General features: G+C 72.7%; 18 protein-coding genes. 6 read left to right on the top strand and 12 right to left on the bottom strand.

Going from position 1 to position 22,097, the window contains the following annotated elements:
* The first annotated feature begins 272 nt into the window (after window positions 1-272).
* From ACF059_RS07165 to ACF059_RS07150, 4 genes are all read left to right on the top strand, one after another.
* Window positions 273-2,372, top strand: coding sequence for a BTAD domain-containing putative transcriptional regulator (locus ACF059_RS07165; protein ID WP_392052529.1), 2,100 nt, complete (start codon window positions 273-275; stop codon window positions 2,370-2,372).
* Between the two features lie 21 nt (window positions 2,373-2,393).
* Window positions 2,394-3,293 (top strand): SAM-dependent methyltransferase, encoded by a 900-nt coding sequence (locus tag ACF059_RS07160; RefSeq protein WP_392052525.1) that lies wholly within the window; start codon window positions 2,394-2,396, stop codon window positions 3,291-3,293.
* Window positions 3,294-3,665: 372 nt separating this feature from the next.
* Window positions 3,666-4,802 carry an AMP-binding protein gene (locus tag ACF059_RS07155; RefSeq protein ID WP_392052521.1) on the top strand — a complete coding sequence of 379 codons (1,137 nt, stop codon included), beginning with the start codon at window positions 3,666-3,668 and terminating at the stop codon, window positions 4,800-4,802.
* Between the two features lie 77 nt (window positions 4,803-4,879).
* Entirely contained in the window at window positions 4,880-5,623 is a 744-nt protein-coding gene (locus ACF059_RS07150) for a helix-turn-helix domain-containing protein (RefSeq protein ID WP_392052518.1), read from the top strand.
* Between the two features lie 88 nt (window positions 5,624-5,711).
* Here the strand turns inward: ACF059_RS07150 and ACF059_RS07145 are convergent, their stop codons facing one another.
* From ACF059_RS07145 to ACF059_RS07090, 12 genes are all read right to left on the bottom strand, one after another.
* Window positions 5,712-6,236: a hypothetical protein gene (locus tag ACF059_RS07145; protein ID WP_392052515.1), complete on the bottom strand. Its 525-nt coding sequence runs from the start codon at window positions 6,234-6,236 to the stop codon at window positions 5,712-5,714.
* Complete coding sequence (locus ACF059_RS07140; protein ID WP_392052512.1) at window positions 6,215-7,447, bottom strand: nitric oxide synthase oxygenase; 1,233 nt, start codon at window positions 7,445-7,447, stop codon at window positions 6,215-6,217. The genes ACF059_RS07145 and ACF059_RS07140 overlap by 22 nt, the downstream gene beginning before the upstream one ends.
* A gap of 189 nt (window positions 7,448-7,636) precedes the next feature.
* Window positions 7,637-8,302, bottom strand: coding sequence for a sterol desaturase family protein (locus ACF059_RS07135; RefSeq protein ID WP_361943137.1), 666 nt, complete (start codon window positions 8,300-8,302; stop codon window positions 7,637-7,639).
* A complete protein-coding gene (locus ACF059_RS07130) occupies window positions 8,299-9,141 on the bottom strand; it encodes an SDR family oxidoreductase (RefSeq protein ID WP_361943139.1) in 843 nt (280 codons plus the stop codon). Before ACF059_RS07130 ends, ACF059_RS07135 begins: the two co-directional genes overlap by 4 nt.
* A 43-nt stretch (window positions 9,142-9,184) precedes the next feature.
* Window positions 9,185-9,721 (bottom strand): flavin reductase family protein, encoded by a 537-nt coding sequence (locus tag ACF059_RS07125; RefSeq protein ID WP_392052509.1) that lies wholly within the window; start codon window positions 9,719-9,721, stop codon window positions 9,185-9,187.
* A complete protein-coding gene (locus ACF059_RS07120) occupies window positions 9,718-10,212 on the bottom strand; it encodes an SRPBCC family protein (RefSeq protein WP_360895883.1) in 495 nt (164 codons plus the stop codon). Before ACF059_RS07120 ends, ACF059_RS07125 begins: the two co-directional genes overlap by 4 nt.
* A complete protein-coding gene (locus tag ACF059_RS07115; RefSeq protein WP_392052506.1) occupies window positions 10,212-11,516 on the bottom strand; it encodes an aspartate aminotransferase family protein in 1,305 nt (434 codons plus the stop codon). The genes ACF059_RS07120 and ACF059_RS07115 overlap by 1 nt, the downstream gene beginning before the upstream one ends.
* Window positions 11,513-12,589 carry an SDR family oxidoreductase gene (locus tag ACF059_RS07110; protein WP_392052503.1) on the bottom strand — a complete coding sequence of 359 codons (1,077 nt, stop codon included), beginning with the start codon at window positions 12,587-12,589 and terminating at the stop codon, window positions 11,513-11,515. Before ACF059_RS07110 ends, ACF059_RS07115 begins: the two co-directional genes overlap by 4 nt.
* A gap of 85 nt (window positions 12,590-12,674) precedes the next feature.
* Window positions 12,675-13,808: an acyl-CoA dehydrogenase family protein gene (locus ACF059_RS07105; RefSeq protein WP_392052500.1), complete on the bottom strand. Its 1,134-nt coding sequence runs from the start codon at window positions 13,806-13,808 to the stop codon at window positions 12,675-12,677.
* Window positions 13,809-14,084: 276 nt separating this feature from the next.
* Window positions 14,085-16,346: an MMPL family transporter gene (locus ACF059_RS07100; protein ID WP_392052497.1), complete on the bottom strand. Its 2,262-nt coding sequence runs from the start codon at window positions 16,344-16,346 to the stop codon at window positions 14,085-14,087.
* A gap of 202 nt (window positions 16,347-16,548) precedes the next feature.
* On the bottom strand, window positions 16,549-17,964 hold the full coding sequence (locus ACF059_RS07095) for an ATP-binding protein (RefSeq protein WP_392052493.1): 1,416 nt from the start codon (window positions 17,962-17,964) through the stop codon (window positions 16,549-16,551).
* 49 nt (window positions 17,965-18,013) lie between these two features.
* Window positions 18,014-18,694 carry a response regulator transcription factor gene (locus tag ACF059_RS07090; protein WP_392052490.1) on the bottom strand — a complete coding sequence of 227 codons (681 nt, stop codon included), beginning with the start codon at window positions 18,692-18,694 and terminating at the stop codon, window positions 18,014-18,016.
* 617 nt (window positions 18,695-19,311) lie between these two features.
* On the opposite strand from ACF059_RS07090, the gene ACF059_RS07085 reads away from it, so the two are divergent.
* Both ACF059_RS07085 and ACF059_RS07080 read left to right on the top strand, forming a co-directional pair.
* Window positions 19,312-21,465 carry a PIG-L family deacetylase gene (locus ACF059_RS07085; protein WP_392052487.1) on the top strand — a complete coding sequence of 718 codons (2,154 nt, stop codon included), beginning with the start codon at window positions 19,312-19,314 and terminating at the stop codon, window positions 21,463-21,465.
* Window positions 21,466-21,649: 184 nt separating this feature from the next.
* Window positions 21,650-22,084, top strand: a complete 435-nt coding sequence (locus tag ACF059_RS07080) for a hypothetical protein (protein WP_392052484.1) — start codon at window positions 21,650-21,652, stop codon at window positions 22,082-22,084.
* Window positions 22,085-22,097 lie beyond the last annotated feature (13 nt).

The following is a 22,097-nucleotide window of genomic DNA, read 5'->3' as shown; positions in this document are numbered from 1 at the left end:
GGTCGATGTGGGAATGATCTGTCGCTGTGTGATATCCGGCTGGTATCGTCGAGACGCTGCCGTGGATTTCTGTGCCGTATGTTCTTCCGATTCGCAGGCCGTTCTCGGTCTCCCCGGTGTGCGCGGTCATTCGATCGGCTCGTCGAAGCTGAATTCCCGAACGAAGCCGTGGGGCTCGGAATGGACTTGCAGGACGGCACGGCAGGCAGGGAACTGGGGCGTTCCCGACGTCGGCCGAGCCGGAGCGTGCAGCACACACAAGGGGGGTAGCAGTGGAATTCCGCGTTCTCGGACCGGTCGGAATACGTCAGGCAGGCCGGGACCTCACGCTGGTCGCGGAGAAGCCCAAGACAGTGCTCGCCGCGCTGCTCCTGGCGGGCAACCGCGTCGTCTCCGACGCCCACTTACGCGAGGTCACCTGGGGGCCGACACCTCCGGCCACGGTCAACCAGCAGCTCTACACGTACGTTTCGCGGCTCCGCAAGCTGCTGTACCCCGCCGCGGTGATCCGCCGCCACCGGCCGGGCTACCGGCTGGTGCTGACCGACGCCACGTTGGACCACGCCGAGTTCGACCGGCTGGCCGGCCTCGGCTACGACGCGCTGAAGACCCGCCGTCACGCCGTCGCCGCCGAGCACCTGGCCGCGGCGCTCGCGCTGTGGCGCGGCCCCGCCCTCGGCGGTGTGACCGAGCACCTGGCCCGCGTCGAACTGCCCCGGCTGGAGGAAGCGCGCATGGCCGCGCTGGAGGGACGGATCGCGGCGGACCTGGCGCTGGGCCGCCAGGACGCGCTCGTCTCCGAGCTCGTCGACCTGGTGGAGGCCTACCCGGTGCGCGAGCGGCTGCGCGCCCAGCTGATGACCACGCTCTACCGGGTCGGCCGGCAGGCCGACGCCCTGGCCGAGTACCAGCGCGGACGGCAGATCCTCGCCGAGGAGCTGGGCATCGAACCCAGCTCGGCCCTCACCGAGGTCTTCCAGTCCATCCTGTCCGCGGACCCGGGGCTCACCGCCCCCGCCGCCGGCCAGCAGATCCGGGTCCAGTCCCGAAGCCAGGTGCGGCCGGCGATGCTGCCCCCGTGCGTCGCCGACTTCACGGGCCGCCAACCGCAGTTGCGCGAGCTGTCGGACCTGCTGTGCGGGGACGCGGTCGGGGCGGCCCCGGTCGTGGTGACCGGTACCGCGGGAGTCGGCAAGAGCGCCCTCGCCGTCCAGGCCGGCCGGCTGTGCCTCGACGCCTTCCCCGACGGCCAGCTCTACGCGGACCTGGGCGGGGCGCAGGACGGCCCGCGCGACCCCCACGAGGTACTCGAATGGTTCCTCCAGGCCCTGTGTGAGCCCGGCAGCCCGATACCCGAGACGGTGGAGGCACGCACCCAGCTCTACCGCAGCGTGCTCGCCGAACGCCGGGTCCTGGTCGTCCTGGACAACGCCCACCACGAGCAGCAGGTGCGGCCGCTGCTCCCGGGAGCCGCCTGCAGCCGGGTGATCGTGACGACCCGGTCCCGCTTCACCGCCCTGGAAGGCGCGCGGTCGCTGGAGCTGGACGTCTTCGACCAGGCCGAGGCCCTCACCCTGCTGCGCCGGGTGGCCGGTCCCGGTCGCGTCGTGGCGGAGCACGACACGGCCGAGTCGCTGGTCGACCGGTGCGGGCGGCTGCCGCTCGCCGTCCGCGTGGTGGCCGGACGGCTGGCCGCCAAACCGCACTGGCCGCTGGCCGAGATGGAGCGCAGGCTCGCCGACGCCGACCGCCGCCCGCTCGACGAACTGCGCCTCGCCGACATCGACGTCCGGTCCTCGCTGCGCCCCAGCTACCTGCGCCTGGCGGCCGGCGCCCGGACGGCCCTGTGCAGGCTGTCGCTGCTGAACACCGCGGAGATACCGGCCTGGCTGGCGGCCGCCGTGCTGGAGACCGACGAGGCCCGGGCCGAGGACCTGCTCGAAACGCTGGTCGACGCCCGGCTGCTGGAGGTCGGCGAGACGGACCGCACCGGGCGGCTGCGCTATCGGATGCCCCCCGTGATCCGCCTGTTCGCCTCCGAACGCGCGGAGGCCGAGAGCACGGCCGCCGACCGCCGCGCGACGGTCGACCGGGCGCTGGACGCGTGGCTGCAACGGGCCCGCGCCGCCGTCCGTACGCTGGCGGACGGGCGCCAAGTCGGCGCGCGCAGCGCCCTGTTCTGGTTCGAGGCGGAGAAGAGCGGACTCGTCGCGGCGTTCCGTCAGGCGGACGCCGAGGGCCACGACGTCACGGCCCGCTCGCTCGCCCGCACCCTGACGGAGCTCCGCAGGCTCAGTCGAGCGGCCGACGGCCGCACCGTGGCCCGGCGCCGGTCCTCATCGGCCCTGCCCCAGACCCTGACCCGGGTCTGAGGCGGGCCGCGGGGTCGCACCATGCGCGGTGACGACGTGCCGCCGGACCGGGGCCGTGAGGTACCGGGGCCCGGGCCGGGGCCCGTGACGGGTGCGGGCCTCCTCGCCGCTCTGTGCGCGGCCCGGGAACGCAGTGCGGAGAGCCGGCGCGCGGACCGGCTCTTCGAGGACCGCATCGCCCACGTGGCGACCGAAATGGTCGGCGGGCCGCCCCGTACGCCGCAGGGACTCGGGGAGCGGGTCCTGGCGGAGCGGTCGTCGGCGATGGGCGAACTCGTCGCGCTGCGCACGCGGTTCTTCGACGACGAACTGCTCGCCGCGTCCGGGCAGTGCCGCCAAGTGGTCCTGCTGGGCGCGGGTCTGGACTCCCGCGCCTTCCGCCTCGACTGGCCGCAGGGCACCGAGGTGTACGAAGTGGACCGGGGCGACGTGCTGCGCTTCAAGCGGGGCGTCGTGGCCCGGGCCGGTCAGGAACCCCGCTGCACGCGGGTGGAAGTGGCCGCGGACCTCAGGGGCGACTGGCCCGGGGCGCTGCGGGCCGCGGGCTTCAACCCGTGGCGGCCCACGGCCTGGGCCGCCGAGGGGCTGCTGCCCCTGCTGAGCCGCACCGAGAACGACCAGCTGCTGAGCGGGATCACGGCGATGTCCGCGGCGGCCGGCCGACTGGTGGCGGACCACTTCGACAGCGCGCTGCGCGAAGCGCTGGAACGCACCGCGATGACCGAGGTCCTGCGCGCCGTCGGCGCCTCCTGGAATTCCAGTCTGGAGGCTCCGCAGGAATGGCTCGCCCCGCACGGCTGGGCCTTCGGCCTGACCGACCCCCGGGAACTCGCCCGCCGCGGCGGACGGGGGATTTCCGGTGTATTCGGCCCCCGCGCCCAGGGCGCGGGGCACCTGTGGCTCCTCAGTGCGGTGCGCTGAGGATGCCCACTGACCTGCGGGGTGTAGCCGGGATATGGCTCCTTTCACCGCCGGTATAGCAACCGTCAGCAAGATATGGACCGAGCGAGCGTCCGTTGTGGACCTCTCGCCGGATCGAATGACTACGGGGGAGTGCCATGAGCGAGGGGCGAATCCATCGCACCGCCCGGACCGCGCCGGCCCGCTCCGCTTACCCGCCCGGCCGCCCGTACGACGACCCGGCTGATTTCCCCGCCGATTTCCCGCCGGATTATCCGCCCCCTTTCCGCGCCGGGGATTTCGCCAGGCTGCTCCCCGCAGCAACGGTGTCGCCCCCCTCGATGGAGGAACTGCACCGGGGCGGGGAGCCCCTGTTCCCCCGGGAGGCCGGCCGTGCTTGACGGACGTACGCCCTGGACCGAGGAGCCGGCGGAGCACTACCGGCCGGCGGGCCGCTGGCAGGGCGAGAACCTGGCGGACCTGCTGACCGCCGCCGTGGAGGCACACGGCGAGCGCACCGCACTCGTGCACGGCCCCCTGCGCCTGACCTACGCCGAACTCGGCCGGCGGGTGGCCCGGACGGCCGCGGGCTTCGTCGCCCAGGGCATCGCCCCGGGCGAGCGGGTCCTCGTACGGCTGCCGAACGGACCCGCGTTCGTGATCGTCACCCTCGCCCTGTTCCGCATGGGAGCCCAGCCGGTGTTCTCGCTGCTCCCGCCCCGGCCGGGGCAACTGCGTCACCTGTGCGCGCTCTCCGGAGCCGTGGCCTGCGTCGTGCCGGGCCGGTACGAGGACCCGGGCCGGTACGAGGACCCGGGCCGCACCGGTCCGCCCCTCGACCTCGTGACGCAGTGCGCCACCTTGCGCAAGGTCTTCGTCCTGGACGCCGGGGCGGGACGGGCCGCGCCCCCGGCGCCCGAAGGGCTGCTCGTCGCGCTCGACCGGGTCGACGCCGAGCCGCTGCCGCCGGCCGCGCCCGATCCGTCCGACGTCGCGTTCCTCCTGCTGTCCGGCGGTACGGAGCAGGCGCGGCTGGTGCCCCGGACCCACGACGACTACGCCTACCAGATCCGGGCGGCCGCCGAACTGCTCGAACTGGACGCGTCGGACGTCTACTTGGCGGTGCTTCCGGCGGAGTTGAACTTCACCTGGGGGTGTCCCGGCGTGGTGGGGACACTGGCCTCCGGCGGCACCGTGGTCCTGATGGACGCGCCCCGCGCCGACGAGTGCCTCGCGGCCGTCGAGCGCCAAGGCGTCACCTTCACCTCGCTGGTGCCGGCCCTGGCCCAGTCGTGGCTGGAGGCCGCCGAGGGGAACACGGCCGACCTGTCGAGCCTGCAGCTCGTGCAGATCGGCGGAGCCCGGCTGCCCGCGCCGGTCGTGGAGCGCATCCGGCCGGTCCTCGGCTGCCGACTGCAACAGGTGTACGGGGTGGCGGAAGGGCAGCACACCTTCACCCGCGACGCGGACGCCGAGGACGGGGCCTACGGCGCCGCCGACCGCGTCACGGCGGGCGACGCCGTCCTGTAATGGCTGTTCGAAGACCACGCACCGGGGGATATCTCAAGTGTCGATGAGGTTGCCTCGTGTGAGGTCAGGTGCCGCCGATGACGCAGCTGTGGAACGGCAAGGTGACCCTGGAGCCCGGCCGGCTCACGTTCCGGGGGAGGATCGGCACCACCCACGCGCACGCGCACGCCGCCGTGCAGATCGTGATCGTCGCGTCCGGCACGGTCGAGGTGATCGACGGCCACGGTCACGGCCGTCGCGTGCGCGCAGCGGTGATTCCCGCCCGTGCGGTCCACGCCGTACGGGCCGAGGACGCCTGGGGCACCCTGGTGTACTGCGACGCGGACTCCCTGCTGGGCCGCCGCGTGCAGTGTCCTCCGGCCGGGGGCGGGGGGATCGCCGACTGGGTCAGGGCCGGGCCGCCGCAGGGGCCGGGGGAAGAGGGCGCTCCGCCTCGGCTGGGGGACCTGTTGCTGGCGGTGGCCAGCATGCAGGGCGCGGCCGGCGGTACGCACCCGGCGGTGCGCGCGGCGATCGCTCGCACGCAGTCGCTGCTGGGCGGGCCCATTCGGCTGGACGACGTGGCGGCCGCCGCGGGGATCTCCCCGAGCCGGCTCGGGCACCTCTTCGCCCAGGAGGTCGGCATGTCCTTCCCGACCTACCTGCGGTGGGCGCGCCTGCGCCGCGCGATGGAACTGGTCCGCGCCGGGGCGACCTTGACCCGGGCCGCGTACGGCGCGGGATTCAGCGACAGCTCGCACCTCACCCGGGTCGTGCACGAGATGTTCGGCCTGGCGCCCTCGGAGCTGCTGCGCGGCGTGCGATGGGAGGACGCCGCCTAGGCGACGACCTCGTAGGACGGGCGGGGCGGGCGCAGGGCTGCGTACGGGCCGACGGCGGCGCGCGAAACGCACGCCGCCGTCGTCACGGTCACTCGACCGGTGCCCCTCGTCCCGCTCCGGTCCGCCTCGCCGCGGTGGTGGCGCCGGCGGAAGCCGGGCCGGACGCCTGCTGGAGCGCCCGCGGCCGGCCGATGTCCAGGGCCGGACGGCGCGTGTGGACGGTTAGATAGGTCAGCCCCTGGTCACCGGCGCGCAGGGACCGCGGCGCGGCACGCGGCAGCCATACGATGACGCCCGGGGTGAGGGCGCTGCCCGTCGCGTCCGGTCCCGGACCGAGGACACCGCTCCCCGCGACGACGACCAACAGGACGTCGACGGCCTCCTCGACGTGCTCGTCCACCCGGGCGCCGGCCGGGAGGTGGACGACGTTGGCGTCCAGCCCCCGGCCGGGTTCGCTCAGGCGCCACAGGGCGCCGCGCTGCTGGACGCCCGCGGTGCCCAGCAGCGGGCCGAGCTCCGCCAGGATCCTGGGCTGCGCCGCCGGCACGCGCGCTGCGGCGGCCAGGCCGGGGGAGTGGTCCACGGCGCCGGTCAGCCGTGGCCGAAGGGGCAACCGCCGCCCCTGCCGCGGTCCTTGGCGTCGTCGTCGAGGTAGAAGTTGGGGCGCTGGTCGGCCTCGTCGTAGTAGCGGTGGAAGACCGGAGTGATGCCGCCGCTGACCGGAGGCACGATCCAGCTCCAGTCGGTGGGCACCGTGCGCCCCTGCTTCTCTTCCTTGTCCAGGTGCGTCATGAAGTGCCGGGACTCGGTGTGGTGGTCACTGATCTTGACGCCGGCCTGGGTGAAGGAGTGCAGGACGGCGACGTTGAGCTCGACCAGGGCGCGGTCGCGCCACAGGGTGAGGTCGCTGCTGGTGTCGAGCCCGAGGTGGGCGGCGATGACGGGCAGCAGGTTGTACCGGTCGGTGTCCACCAGGTTGCGGGCGCCTATCTCGGTCCCCATGTACCAGCCGTTGAACGGCGCCAGGGGGTAGTTGATGCCGCCGATCCGCAGCCGCATGTTGGAGATCGCCGGGACGGCGTGCCAGCGCAGGCCCAGGTCGGCGAAGTCCGGACGGTCGGGGTGGGTGAGGTGCACTTCCAGGACGAGGTCCGGGGGGACGTCGAAGAGCTGGGGCTTGTCCTCGTGGGTCTCGACGACCCAGGGCAGCACGTCCCAGGCGCCGCCGGGGGCCTGCCAGCCCAGGCGCTGAACGGCCTCGGTGAAGTCGGTGTACGTCGGGTCCCCGACGACGTCACCGCCCTCCTGCCGGTAGCCGGCGTAGCGGATGAGCTGGTCGTTCCACACCCGGGGCGCGCGGCGCTCGGGGGTTTCAGGGGCGAAGACGGAGATCGTCGGACGGATGCGTCCGTCGTTGGTCGCCTGGCGCAGGTGCTCGCACAGCTCGTGGTGGATCTGCTCGGGCGTGCCGGCCCGCCGGCGGTCCAGGACGCGCAGGCTCTTCCAGTACAGGCGCCCGATGCAGCGGCTGGAGTTGCGCCAGGCCACCCGGGCCCCGAAGGTGAGCTCGTCGTCGGTGTGGGTGTAGGTGCCGGTCTGCTCGATCTGCGTGCGGACCTGCTCCAGCCGGGCCGCCAGCGGCACGGCCTGGTCGGGGTACTCGCTGTGGTGGAGGCGAACGAACTCCTCCGCTTCGTCCCAGTCGGCTTCGGCGGAGTGCGACTGGCCGGCCGGCACGGGTCGGGGATCCGACGTGCCGGGGTCGTCGGTGTCGGCGTCGGTGTCGAGGGTGTAGATGCGAGCCAGAAGCGTTTCGGAGTTCATGGGTTCCTCGCGGGTGGCGTTCGGCTCCGGCGTCCGGCCCGTGCGGCGGGCGGACATGCCGGGTGAGCTGTTGCGCGAACAGAGGCGCGGGCACCCGCGCGGGGGGCATCGACGACTTGAGGGTTGAGCCGTACGCCGCGGGGGTGCCCGCACCGGTCAGGAGCCGGACCGCTGGACCGGCGGGAGCGGTCAGGCGACTGGTTCGCCGGACCGGGACTGGCGCGCGATGGAGGTTCCGAACAGCTCGTCCCAGTAAGGGGCCGAGATGCCGAATCCCTTGGTGTCGTCGCGGAAGTGATGGCGCATGTGCAGCGAGCGCAGGTGCCGCAGGAGCCGGTTCTTCGGGTTGGCGAGGTGCAGGTACAGGTGGAACAGGTCGTACGTGAGGTAGCCGAAGGTGTAGCCGGCTCCGAACACCAGCGGCAGCGAGCCCAGCCCGGAGGCCAGGTAGATCGTGCCGCCGACCATCGGGATGCTCAGCAGGGGGCTGAGGATGGAGCGCCGGGGATCCGTGGGGTAGTCGTGGTGGATCCCGTGGAGCACGTAGTGCAGGCGCGCACCGAAGCCCTTCTCGGGCTCGTAGTGCAGCACGATGCGGTGGCCCCAGTACTCCGACAGCGTCCACGTCACGTAGCCCGCGGCGGCCCATCCGAGCAGCGCCCAGCCACCGGTGTGCTCGCGCGCGACCGAGTACCAGACACAGACGGCGATCACCGGGCTGAACATGGCGATCGTGGTGACGGGGTGGACGTGGATGAGGTGGTCCAGCCAGCGCCAGCCGACGACGGCCGGCGCCTTGCCCCGTTTGACGGCGCCCTTGTAGTTGCTCGGGCGGGCGGGTGTCGCGGAGGTCACGCCCCGGCTCCTTCCGCGGTCGGGACCTTCACCCGGGCCTCGTACGCGATGCGGGCCTGGTAGTCGGTGGTGCGCAGCAGCTGGTCCGCCTTCAGGAAGCGGCCCATCGCGTCCCGCCACGGCTGGGGCAGGAGGAACAGGGAGCGGGTGACCGGGTTGGTCCAGCCCGGCACGTACCGGTTGTAGACGGGCCGGCGCGCGGTGCGCAGGACCGACTTGGCGATGTCACCGGGCGTGAGCAGGGGCACGAAGCGGCCCTTGCCGACACCGGAGGTCAGCTCGGTCTGCGCCGGGATGGGCAGGATGATCGACAGGTCCACGCCGGAACCGCGCAGCTCGGCGCGCACACCCTCGGAGAGGCCGACGACACCGTGCTTGGCGGCGGAGTACGTGGCGCAGCCGGGCAGACCGATCATGCCGACGGCGGAGACCATGTTGATGATGTGGCCGCGGCCGCGCCGGCGCATCGGGCCGATGGCGGTCTTCATCCCGTTGAGGGTGCCCAGCAGGTTGACGCCCAGCTGGTGGGCGGTGTCCTCGGCGGACTCCTTCTCGAACGGACCGACGATCATCTCGCCCGCGTTGTTCACGAAGATGTCGATCGGACCGAGGTCGGCCTCGACCGCGTTCCAGAACGCCTCGACGCTGACCGGGCTGGTGACGTCCAGCTCGTAGGCACGGGCGCCGATCTCGGAGGCGACCTTGCCGGCGAGGTCGAGGTTGCGGGCGCCGATGGCGACCTTCGCCCCGGCGGCGATGAACTGCTCGGCGGTGGCGCGGCCGATGCCACGGCTGCCGCCGGTGATGGCAACGATCTTGTTGTTGATGTCCCTGGGCACTGTGGGAGCCTCCAGTAAGTCGCGGTCCGCTCGGGGCGGCGGGTCAGACGAGGGTGCGGAACGTGCGGTTGTGCCAGAGCAACGGGGGTCCGCCGCCCAGGCCGAGCCCGCGGACCTCGGCGGTGAGGATGGTGTGGTCCCCGCCGGGGTACGTGGCCTCGACGGTGCACGCCAGCCAGGCCAGCGCGTCGTCGAGGACCGGGAGACCGTCCACCAGGTGGTGGGCGGTGGCGGCGAAGCGGGCGTCCTGGTCCAGCTGCGGGTCGGCGAACCGCCGGGCGAGATGGGCCTGGTCCTCGCGCAGCAGGTTGACGGCCAGCATCCCGGTGGTACGGATCCGGGTCAGCGTGCGGCTGTTGTTGGCCGCGCAGGCCAGGATCATCGGCGGATCCAGGGACAGGGAGCAGACGGCGCTCGCCGTCATGCCCGCCATCCCGGTCCCGTCGGGTCCGCTGGTGGTCAGCACGGTGACGCCGGAGGGCAGGTGCGCGAGGACGTCCTTGAACTCACGGGCCGTCACCGGCGTCCGTGTGGCGCCGGGTGGGGCGTAGGTGGTGGCGCTCGTGAGGGCTCCCGTCACGGTGCGTCCGCGGCCGCGGAGGCACCGACCGGTTCGGCCTCCGGCGTGGTGAGGGTGATGTGCTCACCCAGCAGGCCGCGCAGGATGAGGCTGATCGCCTCGACGAGGGCCTCACAGGCGATCGGGTCGATGATCGCGGCGAGGCTGGGCATGCCCAGGTCGAAGCGGGCGTGGAACCGCACGGTGGCCGTGCCGTCGTCGTGACCGACCACGGTCCAGGCGCCGTCGAACTGGTCGAAGTCGCCCTCGGTCTGGGTGAACTCGATGGTCAGCGTCGCGGCGTCGATGCGGTCGCGCTCGGTCCAGCACAGGATGCCGTTGCGGAAGTTCACCGACCAGTCCGAGTCCATGGTGTCGCCGCCGGTGTCGGTGACGTTCACCTCGCGGACGGCGTCGGTGTACTTCGGGTAGGAGGCGAAGTCACGCAGCAGTTCGAAGACGTCCGGTGCGGTCGTGTCGGGTATGAGGGCGTCGAGAGTCACCTCGGGCATCAGCGTGTCCCCTTCGTGGAAGCGGTGGCGCGGGCCAGGACGGTGGCCGCGGAAGTGAAGGCGTCGGTGATCCGGTCCACGTCGGCCGGTGTCAGCACTGCGGGCGGGGTCAGGCGTACGACCCGCTGGGCGTTGAGGGAGTGGTTGACGAGCAGCCCCGACTCCATGAGGTTCAGGACGAGTTCGCCGGCGGCGCCCTCGTCGCGCATCTCGACGCCCAGGAGCAGGCCCCGGCCGCGGATGTCGACCACGGCGCTGCCGTACACGGGGGCCAGCGCCGAGCGCAGCCGGTCCAGCAGGACCTCGCCCAGGGTGCGGGCCCGTTCCACCAGGCCCTCGTCGGCGATCGCGCCGACGGCTGCCGCGGCGGCCGCCATCGCCACCGGGGAGGCCGCGAAGGTGGAGGTGTGCAGGAAGGGATCCTTGTCGAAGGGCGCGTACACCTCGGGCGTGGCGACCGCCGCGGCGACCGGGATCACGCCGCCGCTGAGGTTCTTGCCGACCAGCAGGACGTCCGGGCGCACCCCCTCGGCGTCGGCGCCCCACCAGGTGCCCAGCCGGCCGAGGCCGGTCTGGATCTCGTCGAGGACGAACATCGCGCCGTGCTCGGCGCACAGCTCCTGCACGCGGGTGAGGTAGCCGGGCGGCGGCAGGACCGCGCCCCCCTCACCCTGCATGGGTTCGAGGATGACGCAGGCCGGCTCCCCGCCCGCGAGCGCCCGCTCCAGGGCTTCGGCGTCCCCGTACGGGACGTGCTCGGCCGGGAGCAGCGGCTTGAACGGGTCCTGGTACAGCGGCTTGGCCGTGACGGCGAGCGCGCCGGTGGTCTTGCCGTGGTAGCCGCCGACCGCGGAGATCAGGCGGTGCTTGCCGTGGGCGCGGGCGAGCTTGATCGCGGTCTCGGTCGCCTCGGCGCCGGAGTTGACGAAGTGGACCCGCTCCAGGCCGGGCGGCGTGACGGCGGCGAGCGCCGCCGCCGCCTTCGCGGCGACCGGCTCCAGCAGCAGCCGGGTGGCCATCGGGTGCCGGCGGATCTGCTCGATCACGGCGTCCACCACCCGGGGGTGGCGGTGGCCGAGGATGAACACCCCGTACCCGCCGCAGTCCAGGTACTCCTTGCCGTCGGCGCCCCACACCAGGCTGCCCTCGGAGGCGACCTCCATGGCGGCGCCGGTCAGCGAGGCCAGGCGCGCACGGCCCTTGCTCAAGTGGCGCCGGTAGACGTCCAGTACGTCGGCGGTCGAGGCTCCGGTGTAGAGCGGGGCGTCGGCCCGCGCGGGGGCGGGAAGGGTCAGCTCGCTCATGCCGGCACCCGCTCGCCGGCGAACGCGGGCTGCGGCAGGTCGCGGACCATGCCCTTGGTGCGGGCCATGTAGGTGACCGAAGCACGCAGCGCGGCCTCCAGCTCCTCGGTGCTCGGAGCCTTCGGGATTCCGGCGCCCTGCCCCAGGCTGGAGGGGAACACGTGGCCGTGGGCGAACAGCGCCGTCATCGCGAGCATGTCGTCGAAGCGGCGGCGCGCCCGGGGGTGGAGGTTCGCGATGAACACCGGACGGATGAGGCGGTCGACCATCTCCGGGCCGACCATGCGCGGCCGGGTGGGAGCGAGGCCGAGCTCGTCGGCGGTGTCGCCGACGACCTGCAGGAGCCGTTCGGTGCTCAGCGCGTTGGCGCCCGCGGTGACCCAGACCTCGCCGTCGCGCCGGTCCTCGCGGATCAGCCCGGCGATGGTGGCGGCGACCAGGTCCTGCGGCACGAAGTCGATGGGCGAGGCGGCGGGCACCGGCACCAGCGGAAGCAGTCCGCGCAGCAGGCCGTGGATGATCCCGTGCATGCCCTGGAACGCGGAGATCTGACCGGTGACGGCGTCCCCGATCACCACGGACGGGCGGACGATCACCGACGGGACGCCGGAGGAGCGTACGACGTCCTCACCGGCGCGCTTGGAGTCCAGGTAGTCCTCGGGCCGCGCGGTGGCGTCGCCGTGGTCCTGGCCGAGCTGCGCCCGGGTCAGGTCGGTGCGGTCCACGAACGCGGTGGACACGTGGTAGAACACGGCACCCGCATCGGCGGCGAGCTGCACCATCTGCCGGGTGCCCGCCTCGTTGAGGGCGTGGGTGGCCTCGGGGCCCATGGAGAAACCGGTGATGGCCGCGCAGTGCACGATGACGTCGACCCGTGCGGCCAGGCGCTGGTAGGCGTCGGCGTCGAGGCCGAGGCGCGGCGCGGTCAGGTCGCCGGCCAGCTGCTCGTCGGCGCCGGCGACCGGGTTGCGGTGGATCAGGGCGATGGTGTGGCAGTCGGGCAGCTGCGGGAGCAGGGCGCTGCCCACGACACCGGACGCGCCGGTGAGAAGGACGGTGGGTTGACTGGGCACGATCGAGCACCTCACGGACAGTTCAGCGGACGTACAGGAGTCGAAGCCAGGGGGGAACGCGGCCGGCGGCCGCGCGGGAGGGCACTCAGGGGATGCGGAGGGGGGAGGTGCCGGTGAAGAACTCGGTCAGGGGAGTGGCCATGCGGGCCCGCGACGGCGGGTGGAAGGACAGGGCGCGACACGCGGAGTTGAGGTAGGCGACGTCGCCGGAGCCGATGAAGGCCATGCCGCCCAGCGACTCGACGCACAGGTCGAGGACCCGGCTGATGGCGTCCTGGGCCGCGTACCGGCACAGCAGGGACCGGGCCAGGGTGTCCTGGGTGACGCCGTTGGTGGCCACCTCGGAGGCGAGCCCCTCCAGCGTGAGGGAGACCGACTCCACGAGGGTCACCGCCCCGGCCGCCACCGCCGCGTCGCTGCGGGGGTTGGCCAGGACGCGCTCGACGAGGGCGGAGGCGGCCCCCAGGTAGCTGGCGGTCATCAGCGCCTCGAACCAGACGAAGCCGACCGTCTGCAGCTGGTCGAGCTGCCCGTCGGAGGTGACGTCCGTACGCACCAGCAGCTCGGCCGGCACCTCCACGTCGTCCAGGACGACCTCGTCGCTCTCGGCGCCGGCCAGCACCGGGCTGCCCCAGAACGGCTTCACGGACAGGCCCTTGGAGTCGGCGGGAACCAGCGCGAAGGCCAGGCGCTCCTCGCCGTCAGCGTCGGCCAGCGGCAGGGACAGCGTGAGCAGGTCCATGGAGTGGGCGAGGCTGCACGGCTTCTTCGACCCGGTCAGGAACACCTTGTCGCCGTCGGTACGGGCGGCCAGGGACGGGTTGAGGATGCCCTGGCCCGTGCGTCCCTCGGCGAAGCCGGAGGCGAGCAGCAGGTTGTCCTTCGCGATGGCGGCGAGCAGCAGCCACTCCATGCCCTGGCTGGTGGCCGCGGCCTCCACCAGGGACGCCACGGAGAAGTGGTGCATGGTGGTCGCCACGGCCAGGGACGGCGAGCGCGAGCCGAGGGCGCGCTGCACCCGCAGGGCGGTCAGCAGGCCCGCACCGTGGCCGCCGTGCTCGGTGGGCACCAGCAGGCCGGGGCCGCCGGCCTCGCGGAACAGCTTCAGGGCGGGGCCGCCGGCGGCCTCCAGGTCGGCCAGGTCGACCGAGGCCAGTTCCTGGTCCAATCCGGGCAGCAATTCCTCGACGACGGCACGTTCACGCTGCAGAAATCGCATGGACCGGGTCTCCCCCACCTGGTAGTTCGACATTTTCGCTCGCCGCCGGGAACGTCACTCAGGCGGATCATTCGGACGTCCCCAGGGCACGGCCCACGCTATGAGCCGCCGATGCAGCGTCCGTACAGCGGACCTCTAGGTTCCGCTCATGTGTTCGGCACGATCTTCTGTGACGGTCGCTGCAGTGCGAATCGGGGCACTCGGGATGGAACGCCGACGGGGCGCGAGCCGTGTCGGCCCGCGCCCCGTCGGGGTCTTCCAGGTGTTGTCCAGGTGTCAGTCGTGCAGCCCGATCCTCTTGTGCAGCCGGGCCAGAGGCTTCGGGGCCCACCAGTTGGCGCGGCCGGCCAGCCGCATGAACGCCGGGACCAGGATGCCGCGCACCAGGGTGGCGTCGACGATCACGGCGAGCGCCAGGCCGACGCCCAGCAGCTTGAGCGGGGTCACCGAGGACGTGGCGAAGGAGAGCAGCACGGTGGCGATCAGGGCCGCGGCCGCCGTGACCAGCCGCCCGGTGCGCTGCAGGCCCCAGGCGACGGCGGAGACGTTGTCACCGGTGCGGTGGTACTCCTCCTTGATCCGGGACAGCAGGAACACCTCGTAGTCCATCGACAGGCCGAAGGCCACGCAGAACATCAGGATCGGGGTGTCGATGTCGAGCATGCCCGTCGGCGTGAAGTCACCGACCAGCCAGCGCAGGTTCCCGTCCTGGAAGATGTACACCATCGCGCCGAAGGTGGCCGTGAGGCTGAGCAGGTTCAGCACGATGGCCTTGAGGGGGATCAGCAGGCTGCCGGTGAACAGGAACAGCAGCACGATCGTCGACAGCGCGATGATCCCCAGCGTCCAGGGAAGCTTGTCCCCGATGGTGGCCTTGGAGTCCACGAGCAGCGCGGCCTGTCCGCCCACGAGCACGTCGTCCGGTGCGGGCTGCGCGCGCAGGGTGTCGACCAGGTCCATGCCGCGTTCCGAGTACGGCTCGGTGTCGGACACCACGGACAGCCAGGTGCCCTCGCCGGCCTTGAACCGCTCGGAGGCCGGGCCCGGCGGGGCGACTTCGGCGCCCTCGCTGTAGGAGCCGGTCAGGGCGTCGACGCGGGTGATCCCGGGCACGGTGGACAACTGCTTGGCGTAGTCGGTCACCTTGTACGCGTCCGCGACCGGGTCGATGTCGGGCAGGACCACGTTCAGCGGGGAGCCCTCCCGGTTGTCGAACTCCTCGCGCAGCACCTGCGCGCCCTGGTAGGCGGGGGAGCTGGAGGGCAGCACCCGGTCGTCGCTGTCACCGAACTCGGCCCGCATGAACGGCAGGCCCAGGGCCACCAGGACGGCCGCGACCGCGAGCGCGAACGGCAGCGGCCGCCGCATCACCGCCATCGCCAGCTTGTGCCAGAACCCCTCGGTGTCGGTGCGGGCGGCGGCCACCTTGGCGTTGCGGCGGAAGAGGCGCCGCACGTTCAGGGAGTCGATCCGGTGGCCCAGTACGGCCAACAGCGCGGGCAGCACGACGACGGAGCCGAACGCCGCGAGGAGCACCACGGCGATCCCCGAGTAGGCGAAGGACCGCAGGTGGTACATGGGGAAGACCAGCATCGCCGAGAGGGACACCGCCACCGTGAGCGCGGAGAACAGCACCGTACGGCCCGAGGTGCGCACGGATTCGGCGATCGCCTCGTGGACGGTGCGGCCCCGGGCGAGCTCCTCGCGGTACCGGGTGACGATGAACAGGCTGTAGTCGATGGCCAGGCCGAGTCCCAGGGCGGTGGTGATGTTCACCGCGAAGACCGACACCTGGACGACCATGTCGAGCAGCCGCAGGATGACGAAGGAACCGATCACGGCGAAGATGCCGACGGCCAGCGGCGCGCTGGCGGCCACCACGCTGCCGAACACCAGCAGCAGGATGATCAGCACCAGCGGGCCGGACAGCAGCTCGGCCCGGTTGAGGTCCTCCTCGCTGAGCCGCTCGACCTCCATGCGTACGGCGGTCACGCCGGTCGCGGTGACCTTCAGCGGCCCCTGCTCACCGACCACCTGCGGCAGGATCCGCGCCGCCGCCTTGCGGATCTGGTCCTCGTCCCCGGCCAGCCGCACCATGATCAGGCCGGTGTTGCCGTCCTTCGAGCGGAGGGTGGGGGCCTTGTCCAGCGTCCAGTAGGACGCCGCCTGCACCACGTCCGGCTCCTTGGCCAGGCGCTCGGTCAGCGCCGTCCCCGCGTCCGCGACCTCGGGACCGTCGACGCTGCTCTGCGCCGCGGCGACGAACACCAGGTGCGGGGAGCCGCTCTCGAACCGGGTGTTGAGCAGTTCGTCCGCGCGGGCCGACTCCGAGGCGGGGACGGTGATGCCGCCCTCGGACAGACGGCTCTCCACATCGGAGCCGAACGGCACCGCGACGATCAGCGCCGCCAAGGTGAGCAGGAGCACCAGCAGTCTGCGCCGGGCCAGCCAGCGCCCCAGTGCGGCCAAGCCCCGGGGGCTGACCGGCGGCGGGGCCTTGGGCGGAGTTTCGCTGCTGACTGTGGACTGGGAACCCACGCTTCCTCCTTGGAGGATGAGATACGAGAAGGGAGATCAGGGAAGCGGCCCGTAGGGAGACGCGCACGCATGGGGGTAGCGGATGGGCAGGCAGGGGCGGGGGGACCGTCGGTGCAAGGTGGTACCCGGCGTCACTGTAGGAACGTCCGCTGCAGCGGCCCGGCAGGGATTGTGCAGGGGACGTGCAAGACAAAAGTCAAGGTCATCCTTGGTGGAGGGGAAGGACGGTGGAGGAGCGGTGGCGCCAGGCCGGAAGGCGCACCTCGGCGTGCAGCCCTCCGCCGGGAGCCTCTTCGAGCAGCACGTGACCACTGTTGACCCGGGCCAGACTGGCGGCGATGGCCAGCCCCAGCCCGGATCCCTCACCGCTGGTGGCCTTCGCCCCGCGCCAGAACCGGTCACAGGCACGCGCCCTTTCCGCGGCGTTCATCCCCGGCCCGGAGTCGATGAACTGGACCGCCACCATCGCCCCGTCGTCGATCAGGCGCACCCGGACCGTGGAGCCGGCCGGTGACATGCGCAGGGCGTTGTCGAGGAACACGTCCAGGATCTGGTCGACGGTCCCGGCGACCGCCGACGCGACGAGGTCCCCCTCGCTGTCGATGGTCAGGCTGATGTCCCTGGGTTCCGCCACCAGCCGCCAGGACGCGACCCGTTCCTCGGCCACCGCCAGGACGTCCACGCTCTCGACGGCCTGGGCGCCGGACTCGGCGCGGGCCAGGAGCAGCAGCGCGTTGAGGATGCCGGTCATCCGGTCCACCTCGTCCAGCGCCTGCTCCAGCCCGCGGCTTCCGTCCGGCTCGATGTGGGGCTCCAGGTTCTCCAGGCGCAGCCGGAGGGCCACCAGCGGCGACCTCAGCTGGTGGGAGGCGTCGGAGACGAACGCCTTCTGGACCGTGACCTGGTTCTGGACCTGCTCGGCCAGGTGGTTGAAGGTCTCCGCGAGCACCCGCAGATCCGGCGGACCGAGGTGGACCGGCACGCGCGCGGTGTGGTCACCCGCCGCGAACCGGCGGGCGGCCGCCTCCAGATACCGCACCGGCCGCAGGATCCATCGGGCCAGCGGCTCCGCCAGGAAGCCGCTCATCGCCAGCGCCAGGGTCCCGATCACGGCGACCACGGCCCAGATCGTCCACTGCTGGAGCGCCAGGTCCTCCAGCGACGAGCACACCACGACGACACCGGCCAGCGCCCTGTCGTGGATGACCGGCACGGCCACGATCAGTTCCCCGGAGGACGACGAGGACTCGGACTCCTGCCGGTCGGAGGAGTCCGTGTACCGACCCTCCAGGGCCGCGCGCACCACCGTGTGCTGCGCGAGCTCCTGCGGCGTCATGCGGCACAACGCCCCCTCCACCGACTGTCCTTGCGCGTTGAAGACGTGCGCACGGGCGCCGGTGCGGTCCTGGTACTCGGCGATCCGCTGCCGCAGCCCCGTCCGTTCCCCCCTTTCCAGCGCGTCCACCGCGGTCGGCAGCAGCTCACGGGCCTCGACGGCCCGTGTGTGCGCCAGCTCCCGCAGCGCCTCGTCGCTGCGCTGCAGGGCCAGTGGCAGTCCCAGGACGGAGACCACCGCGACAGGCAAGGCGACCAACGCGGCCACCAGATGACGTCGCACGCCAGAAATCCCCCTTCATACCGCCCCGGTCACATCGGTCGCCGTCTGGTCACTGCAGATCGGGCAGGACAAGACGGAAGCCGACGCCGCGCACCGACTGGATCCACTTGCGACTGCCGAGCTTGGACCGCAGGGAACCGATGTGGACGTCCAGCGTCCGGGTCGAGCCGTGCCAGTTGGGGTCCCAGACCTCGTTGATGAGGTCCTCCCGCGCGTGCACCGCTCCGGCGTCCGTCAAGAGGGCCGCCAGCAGATCGAACTCACGGCGCGTCAGGTGGACGGGAGCTCCGTCCATCTCCACCTGACGCGTGCGTATGTCCACCGACAGCGGCCCGTACAGGGAGAGTTCGGCCGCGCCCCCCGCGCCACCCGGCGCCTGCGCGGGCGCCGACGCGTTCACGCGGCGTGCGACGGCCTCCATCCGGGCCAGTAACTCACGCATGCTGTACGGCTTGACGAGGTAGTCGTCCGCGCCCGTCTGGAGCAGCAGCACCCGGTCGAGCTCCTCGGACCGGGCGGTCACCGCGATGATCGGGACGGCCGACGTCTCCCGGACGCGCCGGCAGACCTCCTGGCCGTCGAGGTCGGGCAGCCCCAGATCCAGCAGTACGAATTCGGTCGACTGGGCCGCCTTCAGCGCTTCGGCCCCGCTGCCCACCCAGTCCACGTCGTGCCCGAACCGCTGTAACGCCTCGGTCAGCGCCTCCGCGATCCGTGTGTCGTCTTCCACCACGAGTACCTGCATGTTTCCGTCCCCCCAAGTCGGGAGCGGGGCCGTCCCCCAGACGACCCGCTCCGACATCGGATGCTACCGATGTGATACGAACGAATGGCGAAACCTGAAAGTAATTGGGCCGTCGAACGTACCCCCGTCATCGGGTTGCGGACGGTGAAAAGCGTGTCTGTCCGGCGCCTCGCGCAGCCGGACAGCCCGGCGCGAGCGCGGCCTCGGTCGTGAGGCGTTCCGCGGCTGGGTGTACGGCGCGGCCGTGCGGCTGGCATAGGTACACCACCTATGACGCGTTCAGTCTCACACACCGGAAACCGGGTGGGGAGGCCTTACTTGCCGGAGGTTGTCAGCGGCGAGAAGGGAGCGGGGGCGGCGCGGCCGGGCCGTGCATCTGCCCGCAAGGCGAGGTCAAAAGTTGCTGAAAATGCACACATTGGCGCTATGTCCTACTTGTCTGGTTTCGCCCACCTTGCCCCTTGATGGTGTGTCAGTCGGACCCTCGTGGGGCATAATCGGCCCCCGGTCGTCTCCGGCAGCGATGGAGCCATCGGGGCGCCGACCCACCCCCACCCCCACCGGAAGCCCTCCCGCACCGGACCGATCATCAAGGCGCTCAGATGTCCCTGGCCAGGCGCACCCGCCTCGCGGCCTCGCTCGCCGTGCTCTCCGTCGGCGCCGTCGGCGTGACGACCTTGGCCTACGGCTACGCGACCCCGCAGCAGCAGCAGCCGGCCGCCCCCGCCCCGGCGCCCGTCGTCCGCGCGAGCGTGACCGAGGGCTCGGTCCTCCAGGTCGTCGCGCACCCCGACGACGACCTCTTCTTCATGAACCCCGACCTGAGCCGCTCCATATCCACCGGCATCAAGGTCACGACCGTCTACCTGACCTCCGGCGAGTCCGACGGCAGGAACGAGGCCCACAGCCCGCACCTGGACGACGCCGCGGGGCCCGCCGACCGCGCCGCCTACGCGGAGGCCCGCCAGAACGGCATACGGGCCGCCTACGCGGAGATGGCCACCGGCGTCCGCAGCAGCGCGTGGAAGCGCAAGGCCGTCCCCACCGTCGGCGGCGGGAGCGCGGAGGTGGACGTGCTCGTCGCCCGGCCCGAGGTCCAGCTGGTCTGGATGCAGCTGCGCGAGGCCCGCAGCATCTCCGGCGACAACCCGGACAGCCTCCGCGGCCTGTGGGACGGCCGCATACCCGCGCTGGAGGCCCAGCTGACCTCCGGCACGCCGGTCAAGCGCTCGTTCTCGTACACCAAGGACCAGGCGGTCAACGCCATAGCGAGCGTCTTCGCGATGTACCGGCCGACGACGATACGCACGCAGGACCCCACGCCCGGCCGGGCGCAGGGCGGCGGCGCCTTCCTGGACCACCAGGACCACATGTACGGAGCCCGCTTCGTCCAGGCCGCCGCCGAACGCTACGCGCAGTCCACGGAGCGTCCGCACTTCTCGGTCCAGAACTACGTCAGCTACCCCAACAGCTCCCTGCCGCCGACGCTCGACCCGCGGACGGCCGAGGAGAAGCTCGGCTACCTCAAGACCTACGCCTGGACCGACCACCAGGACTGGTGCGGCAGCCCCGCGGGCTGCGGCGACCGCAAGACCGCGACCCGGCCCACGGGCGCCGGCTGGAGCCAGACCATCCGCTACAGCCGGGGCGAGAGCACCTCCTGGATGACCGAGGGCGCCCCCGGAAGGCTGTGGGCCTTCACCGTTCTCGACGGCCGCATGGCGTACTGGTCCCGCAGCGGCCCGCAGGCCCCCTGGCAGGGCCCCCGCTTCCTCCCCGGCGCCGGCCTCGACACGGGCGCGACGACCGCCCGGCTCCCCGACGGCAGGATCGCGGTGTTCGCCACCCGCACCGCCCTGGGCGCGACACCGCAGGACTACGGACGGGACGTCGTGTACGCCGTCCAGGACGCGCCCGACGGCGCCTTCGGCCCCTGGCAGTCGCTGGGCACCCCGGACGCGGTGGACAGGGCGGGCACCTCGGCGATCAGCGCACCGGCCGTCGCCGTGGACCCCACGGGCCGCATCACCGTGTACGTACGCGACTCCGCGCGGACGCTGCGCGCCCGGGCCCAGAGCACCCCGGTCGGCGCGTTCGGCGCGTGGCAGACCCTGGGCGGCGCGGCCCTCCAGGGCGATCCCGTCACCGCGACCGACGGATCGGGGCGGGTGCACGTGTACGCGGCGACCGCCGGGACCGTGCTGGCCTGGATCCGGCGGACGCCGGACGCCCCGCTCGCGGGCCCCGTCCCCACCGGGCTGCCGCCGACCACGGGCCCGCTGTCGGTCAGCCCGGAGGGCGACGGCGTCCGCCTGTACTTCCGTCGGCCGGGCACCGGGACCGTCGGCACGATCCTGGCCGACGCGGGAGGGGCCGCACCGACGTTCTCCCCGGTCACCGAGGCGGGCGGCCAGGCCGGCTACGGCGCCGTGGGCGTCGCGGGCCGGCTGCTCGCGGGCCGCGCGGGCGCGGGCACGGTCGGCGTGGCCGGCGTGGCCGGCGTGGACGGCCCGTCGTCCTGGTCCGAGTCCCGGATGCTGTACACCGGCGCCCCGGCGGGCGTGGCCGAGTCGGTCGGCGCCTCCGTCGCGGCCGCCCTCGGACTGGACGCCGAGCTGCACCTCACCACGCTGACGGCGGGATCCGTACCGACCGCCGACGGCTCCCTCCCCCCGTGGCACCGGGCGGTCGGGCCCGGCGCGACGGTGCCGGACGCCCGTACGGAAGCGGCCGCCGCGGGGTCCCGAAAGCCGTAGGGGGCCTGCCTGGAGCCCCTCGGGGTGAGGCCTCCGGGTGGCCGGGCGGATCGCGGCGGGTGACGATGCGGACAGAGCGCGTCGCGGGCCGACGGCGGCCGCCTCCCACCCACGGACGATCGGGGCTCCCGTGCTCCCCTTCCGCCTATCGAACCGGCGCGCACGAGCGGGAACGGTCCGTGCGATGGCCTCCTTCGCCCTCCTCGCGGCCTGCGCCACCGCCTGCAGGAACGACACCGTGCCGGCCTGGGGGTACCCGGAGCTCAAGGCGGCCACGACGTCGATCTCCAAGGCCCTCGCCGAACCCTGCGACGAGACGACCCCCGCGAGCTGCGCGCCCGGTCTCGACCGGCTGGGCGTCCTGGCGCAGGCGGCCTTCGGCGAGGTCCTCGACCACGAGCTCCTCGACGCCGGATACGTCGACGCGATGAACGCCGCGGCCCGGGCGAAGGCACTCCGGGTCGCCGCCGCGCGCCAGGCCCGGGCACACGACGATCCGCACCACGGCCCCTTCCGGCGCGCGGTGGAGGCGGAACGGCGCGCGTACGAGCGCCTCCTCGCCGAACTGCGCGCCCTGCGCTGCGCCCCGCCTCCCGGTGACGGGCTGGAGCCCGTCTGACCCGCCGGACACC

The organism is Streptomyces sp. NPDC016562 (assembly GCF_043076955.1).
In the GTDB taxonomy this organism is placed as follows: Bacteria; Actinomycetota; Actinomycetes; order Streptomycetales; family Streptomycetaceae; genus Streptomyces.
This window is presented reverse-complemented; position numbering and strand designations above follow the sequence as displayed.